This is a genomic window from Prevotella sp. BV3P1 (assembly GCF_000479005.1).
Taxonomy (GTDB): domain Bacteria; phylum Bacteroidota; class Bacteroidia; order Bacteroidales; family Bacteroidaceae; genus Prevotella.
The window spans coordinates 137,033-151,376 of record NZ_AWXC01000041.1; the positions used below are offsets into that span (position 1 = coordinate 137,033).

Sequence of the window (14,344 nt, forward strand, 5' to 3'; positions counted from 1 at the left end):
TATGCCCCTACGCTTGCATGAATAGGGCGGATTGGTAGGTTGAGTATGCTGTCAGGTGGTCATCACAAAACTGTGTTATACTATGTGCGAAGAAGTATGAATTAGTTGAGTGTTATGCTATTCGCAAATTGTGTTGATAACCATAGCGTATGCTGACAACCCGCATTGAAGCACTGTGAGGATGATTTTGTACAGAGCCACGCATAATCGGTTTAGCCCCTATGCACATCAAATAACTGGTAGGGAGATTCCATTAATCTTCTGATAGATGTCCAAGGCATAGACATCGGTCATGCCGCTGATGTAGTCAATCACGGCCATGATGCGCGTTTCGAGGTCAGGACTTTGTATGTCGTACTGGCTGCTGAACCGCCGCATGAGCTGTTGCGAATAGAAACGGTCGGGATTGACGGCCGCCTCGATGAGCGTCTGCATGAGCGTTTGCATGATTTTATAACCCGCCAGCTCCACATCCAGCACGGGTTTGCTGTGGTAGATGCGCTCGTACGACAATTCCGCGCATTGCTTGTAAGCCTTACGCTGTAGTTCACTGATATGGTCGATGAGTGAGCCTTGTAGCGTTCCGTTCAGTATCGCCTCCTCGTTTGCCACGAAGGCTTCTACGCATTCGTTAACCAGTTTGCCTACAGCCGAGGCCCGCATATACACCACCTTTTCGTTGTTGTCAGTCACACCCTCGTCTTTGATGCGTTGTTGGATGTGCGCTTGCACCTCTGGGGAAAAGAAATTCATGAGCAAATGCTCTGTTTCCTCGTACGAAAGAATCTTGAGTTTGTGGGCATCCTCAATGTCCATAATCTCGTAGCAGATATCATCCGCGGCCTCAACCAGATAAACCAGCGGGTGGCGCGCATACCGTAAGGGCTGGTGTGGCTCAGAGAGTTTGGCGATTTCCAATTCTTCTGCCACCTTGACGTAGGTGTCTTCTTCGGATGAGAAGAAGCCGAATTTTCGGTGACTCCCAGCCAAACTGCTGGCAAACGGATATTTCACGATGCTGGCCAGGGTAGAGGAGGTCATCACGAAGCCGCCTATTCGCCGACCGTTGAAACGGTGCGTAAGTAGGCGGAAGGCGTTGGCGTTACCTTCGAAGTGGGTGATGTCGTCCCAGAATCGTTCTCCTACGCGCTCCTGCAAGTAGGTTCCGGCACCCTCGGTGAAGAAGGTTTGGATGGCTTTTTCGCCGCTGTGCCCGAACGGAGGGTTGCCCATGTCGTGTGCCAGACAGGCCGCACTGACGATGGTTCCTATCTGTTCAAACATCGTTCCACGCAGTTCGGGATGCTTCTCGCACAGTTGTGCAGCTACGTCATTGCCCAGCGACATGCCCACCGAGGCCACTTCCAACGAGTGGGTGAGGCGGTTGTGCACGAAGATGGAGCCTGGTAGGGGAAACACTTGCGTCTTGTTCTGCATGCGTCTGAACGGTGCCGAGAAAATAAGGCGGTCGTAGTCGCGTTTAAACTCCGACCGGTCGTCATGACGTTCGGTGTGCTTGAGCTCTTGTCCAAGCCTTTTGTTGGAAATTAATTTTTGCCATTTCATAACGCAAAAGTAGTGGAAATTTGCGTAATTTGGTTCTTTTTAATAGTAATAATGCCACTTTATGGCGATTATTCCTTATTTTTGCACATTATTGAATAGTTATGATACAGATAAAAGTCATCAATAAAGGTCATCAGCAGTTGCCTGCTTATGCAACCAGTCAGAGTGCAGGAATGGATTTGAGAGCCAACCTTGAGGCTCCCATCGTGTTGAAGCCGATGGAACGAAAGCTGGTGTCTACGGGGCTTTTCATCGCCCTACCCGAGGGATTCGAGGCTCAAGTTCGACCTCGTAGCGGGTTGGCATTGAAGCATGGCATCACGGTACTCAATACGCCTGGCACCATAGATGCCGACTATCGGGGCGAGGTGATGGTGCTGTTGGTGAATTTCTCGCAGGAAGAATTTGTCATCCGTGATGGTGAGCGCATCGCCCAAATGGTGATAGCACGACACGAACAAGGGTATTTCGTTGAAGTGGAGGAGCTGGATGAGACCGAACGTGGAACGGGAGGCTATGGCCACACGGGTGTGAAATAGGCAAGCGTCAATATAATGAAGCAAAACTTGAAAATTAGTTTGAATCCCATTCTTTGCTGTTTGCTTGTGGGCTGGATGCTGACGGGTTTGGCATTGCCAGCTTGGACACAGGAGCCGAAAGACAAACCGCTGACCGAAGCGGAATTGAAGAAAATGCTGTTTGAGGACAAGCAGTCACAATACCACTATCTCTTTCTTGAGGCTGTTAGTCAACTGAATGCCGGCAAGCTGGAGTTGGCGGACAGTTTGTTGCACCAGTGCTTGACCCTCCATCCACAGGGAGCCGAAGCTTATTATGTTCAGGGACGCTTGTTGGCCCAACAAAAGAAAGATACGTTGGCGCTGAAAAAGTTTGAGAAGGCGGCTGCCTTGCAACCGGAAAACAGTCATTACCAAGAGCGGGTGGCACAATATTACATCGGAACGGGTGCTTACGACAAGGCCATCGCCGCCTACGAGCGTCTGTATGAAAACGATCATCAGCGCACGGATGTGCTCAGCATCTTGGGACAGTTGTACAATCAGCAAAAAAATTACGGCAAGATGCTTTCTGTTTTGGAACGTATCGAGCAGGCTGAAGGAACCAATGAGGAACTCACGCTTTCGAAAATGAGCGTTTATGAGATGATGGGTGATAAGGAATCGGCTCGCAAAACCTTGCAACAACTGGCCGACAGTCATCCCAATGACGTGAACTACAGGGTGATGTTAGGCAATTGGCTCATGCAGCATGGCGGACAAAAGAAGGCTTATAAACTGTTTACCCAGGCCTTGGAAGAGGAACCCGATAACGGCTTTGTATTGGCTTCGCTATACGATTATCATAACCAGGTGGGCGATAAAGAGAAGGCAATCGCGTTGAGAGACCGAATCTTGATGAGTAAGGACACGGAGGTTCAGACCAAGATGACGATGTTGCAGCAAGTGATTCGGGACAATGAAGACCACAAGCGCGACAGCACTGAGGTGCTCAATCTGTTCAAGCGCATGATGAAAGCCCATCCTAAAGATGCTGACATCGCCTCTTTGGCAGCCGCCTACATGAGTTTGAAGATGATGCCGCAAGACACGGTGATGGCAGCCTTGCAACATGTCATTGACATTGCGCCCGACAATTCGCCCGCCCGTTTGCAGTTGTTGCGCATGTATCTGCCCGGAAAAAACTGGAAGAAAATCATTGCCCTTTGTGAAGAAGGCGCACAGTTTACGCCCGACGAGATGGCTTATTACTACTATATGGCTTGGTCACATGTGCAGCAAGACGAGCAACCCAAGGCCATTGATGCCCTTAAACGCGGCGTGAGTACCATCAACGACAAGAGCGATACCGAATTGGTGAGCGAGTTTTATTCCATGATGGGCGACTTGTTGCACCAGCAAGGCGACCAACAGGGGGCTTTTGCGGCCTACGACAGTTGCCTGCAATGGAAGGATGACAACATTGCCTGCTTGAACAATTATGCTTATTTTCTAAGTGAAGATGGTAAGAACTTGAAGCGTGCAGAGCAAATGAGTTATAAAACGGTGACGGCATCGCCCAATAATGCGACCTATCTGGACACCTACGCTTGGATACTGTTCATGCAAGAGCGATACACCGAGGCTAAGTTGTATATTGATCTGGCATTGAAGAATGATACCGATTCCGTGCAAAGCGCCGTCATCATTGAACATGCCGGGGATATTTATGCCATGAATGGAAACATCGATCAGGCGCTGAAATATTGGCAAGAGGCCTTGAAACGGGCACCAAAAGGTGATCAAGCCCTGATTGAACGGAAGATTAAACAGAAGAAATACATCAAGAAATGAAGAAAATACTCCATGGGGCTTTGACCGTGTGCGCTGTTTTGTTGCTGGCGTCGTGTGCCTCCAAAAAAGCGGTAGTCAAGGAACCCTTGCCAGGTAAAGAGCCTCATACGGGTGCAACCTCGCCTGTCATCGCTGAGGATATGCAAGAGCTGGCTTTCGTGCAGCGTGTGTTTGATAATCAAGTATATGCGCAAAACATCGTTGGGAACATGACGTTCAGTCTTACCCGAGGTGGCAAAAGGATTTCTGCGCCAGGCTCTGTACGCATACGGAAGGACAAGGTGATTCGTCTGCAAGTGTTCATTCCCTTTTTGGGGACAGAAGTGGGACGGATTGAGTTCACCCCCGATGGCGTGCTCATCATAGACCGCATGCACAAAGAGTATGTGCGAGCTGATTATCGTGAGTTGGATTTCTTGCGCGACAATGGCCTGACATTCTACAGCTTGCAGGCCCTCTTTTGGAATCAGTTGTTGGTTCCCGGGAAAGAAAAGGTCAGTGAATCTGACCTGAAGTCATTCTACGTGCGCCTGTCGCCAGTGGGTGAAACCGTGCCGTTGGTGCTGAAAAAGGGCAGCATGGAATATCGTTGGAATGCTCAAAAAGACAATGGACGCATCTTGTCTGCCGTGGTTTCCTATCAAAGCAATCAACACGGGAAATCAACCTTGACCTGGAATTACGACAATTTTAAGGCCGTTGGCGTGAAACAGTTTCCAGCCAAGCAGGTGTTCTCCTTCATGACCACCGCTACTAAGACACCGCAACAAGGCCAAGTAACCATCGACATGAATGATGTACAGACAGACAGCAATTGGGAAGAGCGTTCCACGGTATCTAGTCGGTACAAGCAGATGGATGTAAAAGCGGTATTAGGCAAACTATTAAACAGGTAAATGAAACGTTATTTAATTATACTCCTAGCATTGGCTTTGACGGTTTCGCTGCCGGCACAGAAGAAACGTACGCCCACAAAACAGCGAGCAAGAACCACAAAAACCACGACCAAGAAGAAAAAAACAACCCAGAAAAAGTCGACAAAGACAGCTGGATATTCTAATTCATCCATCAAAGGATTGGAAAGTCAGCGCAGTCAGATCCAGAAGAAGATTAAACAGCAAGAAAGAGCGTTGCGTACCAACCAGTCGGATGTGAAGAAAAGGTTGCAAGATTTGCTGATTCTTAACACAGCTATCAACGATCGTCAGAAAAACATCGACAGCATTGAGGCCGACATCCATCATTTGAATGGGAATATTGACATCATCAAATCGCAGCTGCAAACGCTGCAAACACAATTGGCAGAGCGCAAACAAAAGTACATCAAGTCGATGGCTTACATGACGCGCAGCCATACCATTCAGGATAAAATCATGTTTATCTTCTCGGCGAAGAACTTTGCTCAGATGTACCGTCGCTTTCAGTTCGTGCGCGACTATGCCACTTATCAGCGCGCACAGGGCGAAGGTTTGAAAGCCAAGCAGGCGCAGGTGGAAGAAAAACATGTACAACTGCAGAATGCTAAAGGAAGGAAAAATAATCTGCTCTATCAAGGAAAGAAAGAAAAACAAACCCTCGAGGGGCAGCAGGTGGAACAGAAGCAGATGGTTAGCAACCTGCAAAAGCAGCAAAAAACCATTCAAAACGTTATTGCTGAGCAGCGCAAGAAAGATGCTGCCCTCAATGCCGAGATTGATAAGTTGATTGCCATCGAAGTGGCCAAAGCCAAGGCTCGTGCAGAAGCTGAGGCCAAACGAAAGGCCGCTATTGCAGAGGCTGCACGCAAAAGAGCGGCCGAACTGGCACGAAAGAAAGCCGAAGCCGAGGCTGCTGCCCGTGAGAACGCCCGCAGAATAGCCGAGGCTAAAGAGCGTGAGGAGCGTTTGAAAGCCGAGGCACGCGCCGCTGCAGCCGCTGCAGAGAAGGCGCAACAGGAGAAATCGGCTGCACAAGCAAAGGCAGCAGCCGAGGCTCAAACGGCCGCAGAACAAACCGCCCGCGAGGCTAAAGCTGCCCGTGAGGCTGCCGAGCGCAAGGCTGCCAGTGACGCGGTGCGCAACAAGGAGACCATTGCCAGGGCACAGAAACGGGCTGATGAGAGCCTTAAGATGAGTTCGGTAGACCGCATGTTGAGCGGTGGGTTTGAGGCGAATCGCGGACGTTTGCCCATTCCGATTACCGGAGGGTACCGCATCGTGAGCCATTTCGGGCAGTACAATGTGGAGGGATTGAAAAATGTAACGCTTGATAATAAAGGTGTCAATATCCTCGGAAGCCCTGGTTGCAAGGCGAGGGCTATCTATGATGGCGAGGTGAGTGCCGTGATGACTTACGCAGGTACAACGGTTGTGATGGTTCGTCATGGCTCGTATATTTCAGTGTATTGCAACTTGGGGTCGGTTAACGTTTCTCAAGGACAGAAAGTAAAAACCCGTCAAGTGCTTGGAAGTGTCGGACGGGATAACATTTTGCAGTTCCAATTGCGTAACGGGACAGCCAAACTCAATCCCGAGTCGTGGCTGGGTAGGTAGTCCCGAGCGTTTGTGCGGCAGCATCCATCAGTTGCCATGGAGCGGTTTTGTGTGTGGATTGAAGGCTGGCCGTGAATAAAAAGCTAACCCTAAAAAACATAGAGATGAATAAAACTCAGATTGCAAGCAGGATAAATAATAAGGTATTAGGAGCCGTAAGGCTGTTTATGGGACAGGAGAAGTCGGGCGGTATCGTGCTGGCTGTTAGCGTGGTACTGGCCATGGTGTTGGCCAATTCAGCTTTAGAATCAAACTATCATAACTTTTTTCAGCAGACATTTGGGTTCTTATTGAATGGCGATCCGTATTTTAATTTTACACTTTACCACTGGATTAACGACGGACTGATGTCCGTGTTCTTTTTCCTGGTAGGGTTAGAGTTGAAGCGCGAGTTCATTGCCGGTGAGCTGTCCGACTTGCGCAACACGGTTTTGCCAATAGGAGCCGCTGTGGGAGGCATGTTGATTCCCGCAGCGGTTTACCTTTTGTTTAACGCCGGCACGCCAGAGACCATGGGATGGGGCGTTCCCATGGCAACCGATATTGCTTTCGCCTTGGGCGTGGTTAGTTTGTTGGGCAGTAGCGTGCCATCATCCGTCAAGGTGTTTCTGACAACCTTGGCCATTGTTGACGATTTGGGTGCTGTCATCGTGATCGCCTTGTTCTATACCTCGCAAATCTCCGTAGTCAACGTGCTGTTGGGGTTGGGCTTTCTGCTGCTGATGTTCGTTGGCAACAAGTTGGGTGTGAAGAGCCTGTTCTTCTACGCCTTGCTGGGCATTGCCGGCGTGTGGGTTTGTTTCCTCCTGTCGGGCGTTCATGCCACCATCGCAGCCGTACTGGCTGCCATGACCATTCCTGCAGATTCGGAGATTGATGAGAATGCATTCCTACATCGTGTACGAAAGCTGACCAAACGATTCGATGCGGCCGAGTCGAATGACTTTCGGACGCTCGAGAAAGAGCAAGTGGAGATACTGGCTCATATCCAGAAAGACACCACTACCGCCATTCCTCCCCTGCAGTTGATAGAACATCATTTGAACCCAATCGTGACGTTTATCGTGCTACCCGTCTTTGCTTTTGCCAACGCTGGTGTAAACTTGGTGGACATCGATTGGTCAGCAGTGTTTGCTACGAATATTACCATAGGGGTTGCGCTGGGACTTTTATTGGGAAAACCATTGGGAGTGGTAGGTGTTTCCTGGCTGTTGAGTAAGTTAGGATTTGCAAAAACGTCGGCAGATATGTCAAATCGTCGATTGTTGGGACTGGGCTTTCTGGCATCCATAGGCTTCACCATGTCGATGTTCGTTTCTACCCTTGCCTTTCAAACAGACATGATGCTTACGCAGGCAAAGATTGGTATCTTCATGGCTTCAATCCTTGGTGGACTCATTGGATACAAGTTGTTGAAATCATCGGGCAAAGAAAATTAAGAGTGCCATTTCTTGGAAAATGAATCAATTTATCGTACCTTTGTGAGTACATAATATAAAACTTTTCTATCTCATGCAAACAAGACATCACCTCTCTGTGCTGATTCATGAACAAGCAAAGAAATATGGTTCGCGTGGTGCGCTGACCTTTCGTAGCTTTGGCAGTTTGAAGTGGAAAACCGTTTCTTGGAAGCAGTTCTCTTTGCGCGTGAAACAGGTGTCTAATGCCTTGGTTGACTTTGGACTCAAACCACAAGAAAAAATCGGTGTGTTTGCACAAAACTGCATACAGTATCTGTATACAGATTTTGGTGCGTATGGGGTTCGGGCCGTTTCCATTCCTTTCTATGCTACCAGCAGCGAGCAACAGATACAATATATAATAAACAATGCACAGATACGCTTCCTCTTTGTTGGTGAGCAAGATCAGTATAATAAGGCACATCGTATTTTTTCTCTATGTCCTACACTCGAGCGAATCATCATCTTTGACCACAGTGTGCGAGTGAGTTCGTATGACCCAAATGCTATTTACTTTGAAGACTTTATTAGAATAGGTGAGAATCTGTTACATCAGACGGAGGTAGATAAGCGATGGGCAGATGCCAATGACGAAGATATTTGCAACATCCTGTATACCAGTGGAACCACGGGGGTAAGCAAGGGGGTGGTCTTGACCTACGGTCAGTACGACGCAGCCATGGAAGCAAATGGAAGATGTGTGCCTATTGGAGAGGAAGACCGTGTGGTGAGCTTTCTGCCCATTACACATATTTTTGAACGTGGTTGGATGTATTTGTGTCTAACGGCAGGTGCCCACATTATTATAAACACCTATCCCAAAGAAATACAACAGACCATGCGTGAAGTGAAACCTACTGCTATGTCGGCTGTTCCTCGCTTTTGGGAGAAAGTATATGTAGCGGTGAAAGAGCGCATTGACAGTGCCAATCCCATGCAAAAGAAACTTTTCAACAGAGCATTGCAGATTGGAAAGAAGTATAATGTCGACTATTTGAGTAAAGGAAAACGACCTCCTCTTGCCTTGTCAGCAGAGTATCAAGTATATAATAAGAGTGTCATGGCATTGGTTCGCAAGCAGATAGGGTTGCAGAACCCACATTTCTTTCCAACGGCTGGTGCTTATGTCTCACCAGAAGTTGAGGAGTTTGTCCATTCCATTGGTATCTTCATGATGGTTGGGTATGGCCTCACCGAGAGCTTGGCCACCGTTTCTTGTGATCGTATGGACAGGCCATACACGGTTGGCTCGGTAGGTAGACCGGTTGATGGTATTCAGATTAAAATAGGAGAGAATAATGAAATCCTGCTCAAAGGCCCTACCATCACAAGAGGATATTATGAACTGCCCAATGAGAATGCAGCAGCTTTTGATGAGGATGGGTTCTTCCATACGGGCGATGCAGGCTACATGAAAGACGGAGAGCTGTATTTGACTGAGCGAATCAAGGATCTTTTCAAAACAAGTAACGGAAAATATGTCGCACCGCAGATGATAGAGGCGATGCTCTTGGTGGACAAGTATGTTGATCAAGTGGTTATAATCGCTGACCAAAGGAAGTTTGTTTCGGCTTTGATTGTACCAGAGTTCAGGCTCTTGGAAGAATATGCCAGTGATCATGGCATCAGCTATGTGGATAGAGAAGAATTATGTGGAAACAAGCAAATCAATGATATGATGATGGAACGCATCAAGACGCTACAGCAGTCGTTGGCCCACTATGAGCAAATCAAGCGTTTCACACTTCTTCCTCACCATTTCAATATGGAACGCGGAGAATTGACCAATACATTGAAAATTAGACGTCCGGCCGTTTATAAAATCTACAAGGACGTCATTGACAGCATGTACGAAGAATAATGATAACAAGCGACCAGTTAAAAGATGTGATGGAGCGTGCTGAAGCACTTCATCGGTATTTGAACATAGACCAGAAAAAGGTAGAATTCGAAGAAGAACAACTACGCACACAAGCACCTGATTTTTGGGAAGATCCAAAGCGTGCCCAAGAACAGATGATTAAGGTCAAGAGCATTGAGAAGTGGCTGGTTGGTTATCAGCAGGTGCGCCAGTTGGCAGATGAGTTGGAGTTGGCATTCGATTTCTATCGTGATGACATGATAACGGAAGACGAGTTGGATGCCGACTATGCCAAGGCTGTCGCCGCCATAGAGGATTTGGAGATGAAGAACATGCTTCGTCAAACCGAAGATCCAATGGATTGTGTGATGAAGATTAACTCGGGAGCAGGCGGTACGGAGAGCCAGGATTGGGCACAAATGCTCATGCGTATGTACATGAGATGGGCCGAGGCTCATGGTTACAAGTGTACCATCAGTGATATTCAGGACGGTGATGAGGCTGGTATCAAGAGCGTGACGATGAAGATAGAAGGTGGTGAATATGCTTACGGTTACTTGAAGAGCGAGAATGGGGTCCATCGCTTGGTGCGCGTTTCTCCATTCAATGCCCAGGGTAAGCGTATGACCAGCTTCGCCAGTGTTTTTGTTTCACCCCTGGTGGACGATACCATTGAGGTGTTTGTTGACCCTGCTCGGGTGTCGTGGGATACGTTCCGATCGAGTGGTGCGGGTGGACAAAATGTGAATAAGGTAGAGTCCGGTGTTCGTCTTCGCTATCAATACGAAGATCCTGACACAGGTGAGGAAGAAGAAATTCTGATTGAAAACACCGAAACACGTGACCAACCGAAGAACCGAGCCAAAGCTATGCAGCTCTTGAAGAGCCAACTTTACGACCGTGCCATGAAGAAACGGTTGGAGGCGCAAGCTAAAATTGAGGCCGGGAAGAAGAAGATAGAGTGGGGAAGTCAAATCCGAAGTTATGTTTTTGACGACCGTCGTGTGAAAGATCACCGCACCAATTATCAGACAACCGATGTAGACGCAGTGATGGATGGTAAGCTGGATGAGTTTATTAAGGCTTACCTGATGGAATTTCCGGTTGCGGATGAGAATGACTAATGAACCTTTAAAATAATACAACTATGAGTGAAAAAAGCAAAATGAATCGAGCTAAGCGCGAGGCAAGACAAGAAAAACAAGCGCAGAATGTCATTAAATGGCTCTCCATTGCATTGCTTGTTTGTGCCATCATTTGGATTATTGTCGCCATGAACGTATAACGGATGAGCGGATTTGAGATAGAACGCAAGTTTCTTGTCAAGAAAGGCGGAGCATTCAAGCGTGCCGCCTTTTCCTGTAGTCACATCCAACAGGGATACATACCTTGCCTCAATGCGACGGTGAGGATTCGTGTTCGTGACGACGAAGCATACCTGACCATCAAGGGAAGATCCACTCATGGCGGAATGACACGCTATGAGTTTGAGACAAAAATCACGCTCGATGAAGCCTCGCATCTACTACAACTTTGTCAAGGAGGTACCATCGATAAGCGTCGTTATCTCGTTAAAAGTGGTAATCATGTGTTTGAAGTGGATGAATTCTACGGCGATAACGAGGGACTTGTCATGGCCGAGGTGGAATTGAAGTCAGAAAATGAGCCTTATGAGAAGCCAGATTTTATTGGTCCGGAGGTCACTGGAGATGCGCGCTTCTACAACAAATACATGCTCACGAATCCTTTTTCCGCTTGGAAAGACACGTTGCCAGAAGAATACCGATAAGCAGTGATAGCACAACACCGATGCTGTCGGCCAGAAAATCCATCCACTCGCCACTGCGATTGCCCCCTGTGCAGGTTGCTTGAACGATTTCTATCAGACCTCCCATGATGATTGGTGTCGCAAATGTGAGGATGAAAAGCTGTTTGTTACTTAGCTTTTGGCGGCTGCGGACAGTTTCAATCCAAATGCAACAACCCAAAATAGTGTACAAGGCCACGTGCGTCCATTTGTCAATGAGCGTGACTCCACTTAATGGGGTTTCTGGAATAGGAATCAAGCAAACAACCCAAATGCCAAGGATAAGTACGGTAGTAAAGGGGTAACGCTTGATAAATTGTATGATTTGTTGCATAAGAAACCGAACTATTTTCATGTAAAAATAGTGCAAGCCGAAGACAAAGGAGGTTTACTTACTTTGTTGAGGCGTAGCCTATTTTATGCAAAGATACAATATTTTCAAGATATCAACAGCACGTTTGAATCAAATCATTTGCCGAATCTGCCATGTCCATCAAAGATTTTTTTTATTTCAACAAGTCCGACCGCAAAGCGCTCATCTTCCTGCTCACGGTTGGAATTTGTGCTACTGCCCTATTTTTCTTGCTCAGTGACGAAGAGAAAACAGCGACTGGCGGCCCTAATTGTGACACCGTTTTCGTCAAAGAACCAGGCAGATCCTACTATTCCAGCTCTGAACCTGTAGCATATTATCGGGTGGAAGGACGACAAGCCGAACTCTTTCCCTTTGACCCAAACACAGCTGATAGCACAGACCTGTTGCGCTTGGGATTGCAACCCTGGCAGGTACGCAACATCTACAAATACAGAGCGGCAGGTGGTGTGTATCGCAAAGCTTCCGATTTTGCTCGCTTGTATGGACTGACGCGTAAGCAATATCTTGCCATGAAGCCATACATTCACATCAGTTCTGATTATCTACCTGCGTCAACACTCTCCGCAAATGCAGCACAAACGCCTGAATTGGAGCGTGATACCGTTCGTTTTCCCATCAAAATCAAATCTACCGAGCATGTCGCTCTCAACGCCGCCGATACATCCATGTTGAAAAAAGTGCCGGGCATTGGCAGCTATTTCGCACGCCAAATCGTGAACTACCGAACGCGTTTAGGAGGCTTTTATAATACTCGACAGCTGTTAGAAATTGAGGATTTCCCCGAAGAAGCATTGACTTATTTTTCTTTACCACCGCGCGATGCCAGTCAAATTCATCGCCTGTCCATCAACAAACTAACTATCAACCAATTGAAACGGCACCCCTATATGGGCTATTACCGAGCCCGTGCCATCGCTGACTATCGCCGATTGAAAGGACCTATCCATCGGTTGGAAGACCTGGGTATGTTGAAAGATTTCACACCCGAGGCCATTGAACGCCTCAAGCACTATGTTTCGTTTGAGGAGTAGTACTTAAAATATTGTGAACGGATGGCCACCTGTCCAACTTTTTTTATATCTTTGTGGCACAATCATAAACTGGTTTAGAGATGAAAATAAAAGAAATACCCGTCTTGTTGCTCACAGGTTACCTGGGAAGTGGCAAGACAACGCTGGTCAACCGAATTTTATCCAACACGAAGGGCATCAAGTTTGCCGTCATTGTTAACGACATCGGTGAGGTGAACATCGATGCCAGCCTCATTGAACAGGGTGGAGTGGTTGGACAGAAGGATGACAGTTTGGTGGCCTTGCAAAATGGTTGCATCTGCTGTACCCTGAAACTCGACCTGGTAGAGCAGCTCAACGACATCGTGAGCATGGGCAAATTCGACTACATTGTTATCGAGGCGAGTGGCATTTGTGAGCCTGCTCCCATCGCACAAACCATCTGTGCTTACCCCGAATTGTACCCACAGCTTGCCAAGAACGGCATCGCCAAGCTCGATTCCATCGTGACGGTGGTCGATGCCCTGCGTCTGCGGGATGAGTTTGGCGGTGGAAACGATTTGCTGAAAGAGAATATTGGGGAAGATGATTTGAAGCGTTTGGTCATCGAGCAAATTGAGTTCTGCAACACTATCATCATCAACAAGATTGCTGAGGTAACGCCTGAAGAGTTGGCAAAGGTCAAGAAAATCATCCGTGCACTGCAACCCAAGGCAAACATCCTTGAGTGTAATTACGGCGATGTAGACCTCGATTTAATCATTGGCACGGGGCAATTCAATTTTGAAGAGGTGGCTACGTCGGCCAGTTGGATAGCAGAATTGGAGGGTGAGCATGACGAAGACGAACACCATCACCATCACGACCATCCCGAGGGCATTGAGAACGAGGAGAGTGGTGAAGCACTTGAGTATAACATCCAGACTTTCGTCTACTATCGTCGGCCAGCCATGGATTTGGGATTGTTTGATGACTTCGTGGCGCGCCGTTGGCCCAAGAATGTGATTCGCTGCAAAGGCATTTGCTATTTCAATGACGAAAAAAATAAATGCTATGTCTTCGAGCAAGCTGGCAAGCAAGTGCAGATACGCGATGCCGGTCAGTGGTATGCCACCATGCCAGCCGACCAATTGGAGCGGATGAAAGCACAAACACCGGCTTTGCGTCGCGACTGGGATGAAACGTATGGCGACCGCATGCAGAAGTTGGTGTTCATTGGACAAAACCTCGATCAGGAAGCCATCACCAAGGAGTTGGATGCTTGTCTGCGCGACTAATACCGGCAAGACTTTGTACTGAAAGTATCTTTCTTTACGAATAAAACAACATACCCATCAAGAGTTGACACCGCAAATGCCAACTCTTTTTTTGCCCATTCTATC

At 47.7% G+C, this 14,344-nt stretch carries 13 protein-coding genes; 11 read left to right on the top strand and 2 right to left on the bottom strand.

The features are described from left to right. Nucleotides 1–228: 228 nt before the first annotated feature. Nucleotides 229–1,566 (bottom strand): dGTP triphosphohydrolase, encoded by a 1,338-nt coding sequence (dgt, locus tag HMPREF1254_RS07600; protein ID WP_023058075.1) that lies wholly within the window; start codon nt 1,564–1,566, stop codon nt 229–231. 101 nt (nt 1,567–1,667) lie between these two features. Here dgt and dut point away from each other — a divergent pair, with 101 nt between their 5' ends. The 9 genes from dut to HMPREF1254_RS07640 all read left to right on the top strand — a co-directional run bounded on the left by dut (nt 1,668) and on the right by HMPREF1254_RS07640 (nt 11,558). Next, the gene (gene dut / locus HMPREF1254_RS07605) at nt 1,668–2,105 is read left to right on the top strand and encodes a dUTP diphosphatase (protein ID WP_023058006.1); all 438 of its coding nucleotides are present in this window, start codon (nt 1,668–1,670) and stop codon (nt 2,103–2,105) included. A 15-nt stretch (nt 2,106–2,120) separates the two neighbouring features. Further along, nucleotides 2,121–3,917 (top strand): tetratricopeptide repeat protein, encoded by a 1,797-nt coding sequence (locus tag HMPREF1254_RS07610; protein ID WP_023058102.1) that lies wholly within the window; start codon nt 2,121–2,123, stop codon nt 3,915–3,917. Next, a complete protein-coding gene (locus tag HMPREF1254_RS07615) occupies nt 3,914–4,813 on the top strand; it encodes a DUF4292 domain-containing protein (protein WP_023058026.1) in 900 nt (299 codons plus the stop codon). Before HMPREF1254_RS07610 ends, HMPREF1254_RS07615 begins: the two co-directional genes overlap by 4 nt. Beyond that, nucleotides 4,814–6,448, top strand: a complete 1,635-nt coding sequence (locus HMPREF1254_RS07620) for a murein hydrolase activator EnvC family protein (RefSeq protein ID WP_023058095.1) — start codon at nt 4,814–4,816, stop codon at nt 6,446–6,448. Between the two features lie 104 nt (nt 6,449–6,552). Continuing rightward, nucleotides 6,553–7,887, top strand: coding sequence for a Na+/H+ antiporter NhaA (gene nhaA / locus HMPREF1254_RS07625; protein ID WP_023058032.1), 1,335 nt, complete (start codon nt 6,553–6,555; stop codon nt 7,885–7,887). A gap of 73 nt (nt 7,888–7,960) precedes the next feature. Then, nucleotides 7,961–9,769, top strand: coding sequence for an AMP-dependent synthetase/ligase (locus tag HMPREF1254_RS07630; protein WP_023058042.1), 1,809 nt, complete (start codon nt 7,961–7,963; stop codon nt 9,767–9,769). Next, nucleotides 9,769–10,893 (top strand): peptide chain release factor 2, encoded by a 1,125-nt coding sequence (gene prfB, locus HMPREF1254_RS07635; protein ID WP_023058031.1) that lies wholly within the window; start codon nt 9,769–9,771, stop codon nt 10,891–10,893. The genes HMPREF1254_RS07630 and prfB overlap by 1 nt, the downstream gene beginning before the upstream one ends. A 23-nt stretch (nt 10,894–10,916) precedes the next feature. Further along, entirely contained in the window at nt 10,917–11,054 is a 138-nt protein-coding gene (locus HMPREF1254_RS12165; protein WP_023058109.1) for a hypothetical protein, read from the top strand. Between the two features lie 3 nt (nt 11,055–11,057). Further along, nucleotides 11,058–11,558 carry a CYTH domain-containing protein gene (locus HMPREF1254_RS07640; protein WP_023058022.1) on the top strand — a complete coding sequence of 167 codons (501 nt, stop codon included), beginning with the start codon at nt 11,058–11,060 and terminating at the stop codon, nt 11,556–11,558. On the opposite strand, the gene HMPREF1254_RS11770 is transcribed toward HMPREF1254_RS07640, so the two are convergent. Beyond that, entirely contained in the window at nt 11,506–11,910 is a 405-nt protein-coding gene (locus HMPREF1254_RS11770) for a VanZ family protein (RefSeq protein WP_081699055.1), read from the bottom strand. The two genes, HMPREF1254_RS07640 and HMPREF1254_RS11770, sit on opposite strands and share 53 nt — an antisense overlap. Nucleotides 11,911–12,062: 152 nt before the next feature. Between HMPREF1254_RS11770 and HMPREF1254_RS07645 the strand changes: the two genes are divergently transcribed. Together HMPREF1254_RS07645 and HMPREF1254_RS07650 are read left to right on the top strand one after the other, a co-directional pair. Continuing rightward, the gene (locus HMPREF1254_RS07645; protein ID WP_023058091.1) at nt 12,063–12,983 is read left to right on the top strand and encodes a helix-hairpin-helix domain-containing protein; all 921 of its coding nucleotides are present in this window, start codon (nt 12,063–12,065) and stop codon (nt 12,981–12,983) included. A gap of 80 nt (nt 12,984–13,063) precedes the next feature. Further along, entirely contained in the window at nt 13,064–14,239 is a 1,176-nt protein-coding gene (locus HMPREF1254_RS07650) for a CobW family GTP-binding protein (protein WP_023058060.1), read from the top strand. The last annotated feature ends 105 nt before the right edge of the window (nt 14,240–14,344 follow it).

Coding starts and splice junctions, on each gene's coding strand:
- dgt (WP_023058075.1), bottom strand. CDS start 1,566: ATGAAATGGCAAAAATTAATTTCCAACAAAAGGCTTGGACAAGAGCTC.
- dut (WP_023058006.1), top strand. CDS start 1,668: ATGATACAGATAAAAGTCATCAATAAAGGTCATCAGCAGTTGCCTGCT.
- HMPREF1254_RS07610 (WP_023058102.1), top strand. CDS start 2,121: ATGAAGCAAAACTTGAAAATTAGTTTGAATCCCATTCTTTGCTGTTTG.
- HMPREF1254_RS07615 (WP_023058026.1), top strand. CDS start 3,914: ATGAAGAAAATACTCCATGGGGCTTTGACCGTGTGCGCTGTTTTGTTG.
- HMPREF1254_RS07620 (WP_023058095.1), top strand. CDS start 4,814: ATGAAACGTTATTTAATTATACTCCTAGCATTGGCTTTGACGGTTTCG.
- nhaA (WP_023058032.1), top strand. CDS start 6,553: ATGAATAAAACTCAGATTGCAAGCAGGATAAATAATAAGGTATTAGGA.
- HMPREF1254_RS07630 (WP_023058042.1), top strand. CDS start 7,961: ATGCAAACAAGACATCACCTCTCTGTGCTGATTCATGAACAAGCAAAG.
- prfB (WP_023058031.1), top strand. CDS start 9,769: ATGATAACAAGCGACCAGTTAAAAGATGTGATGGAGCGTGCTGAAGCA.
- HMPREF1254_RS12165 (WP_023058109.1), top strand. CDS start 10,917: ATGAGTGAAAAAAGCAAAATGAATCGAGCTAAGCGCGAGGCAAGACAA.
- HMPREF1254_RS07640 (WP_023058022.1), top strand. CDS start 11,058: ATGAGCGGATTTGAGATAGAACGCAAGTTTCTTGTCAAGAAAGGCGGA.
- HMPREF1254_RS11770 (WP_081699055.1), bottom strand. CDS start 11,910: ATGCAACAAATCATACAATTTATCAAGCGTTACCCCTTTACTACCGTA.
- HMPREF1254_RS07645 (WP_023058091.1), top strand. CDS start 12,063: ATGTCCATCAAAGATTTTTTTTATTTCAACAAGTCCGACCGCAAAGCG.
- HMPREF1254_RS07650 (WP_023058060.1), top strand. CDS start 13,064: ATGAAAATAAAAGAAATACCCGTCTTGTTGCTCACAGGTTACCTGGGA.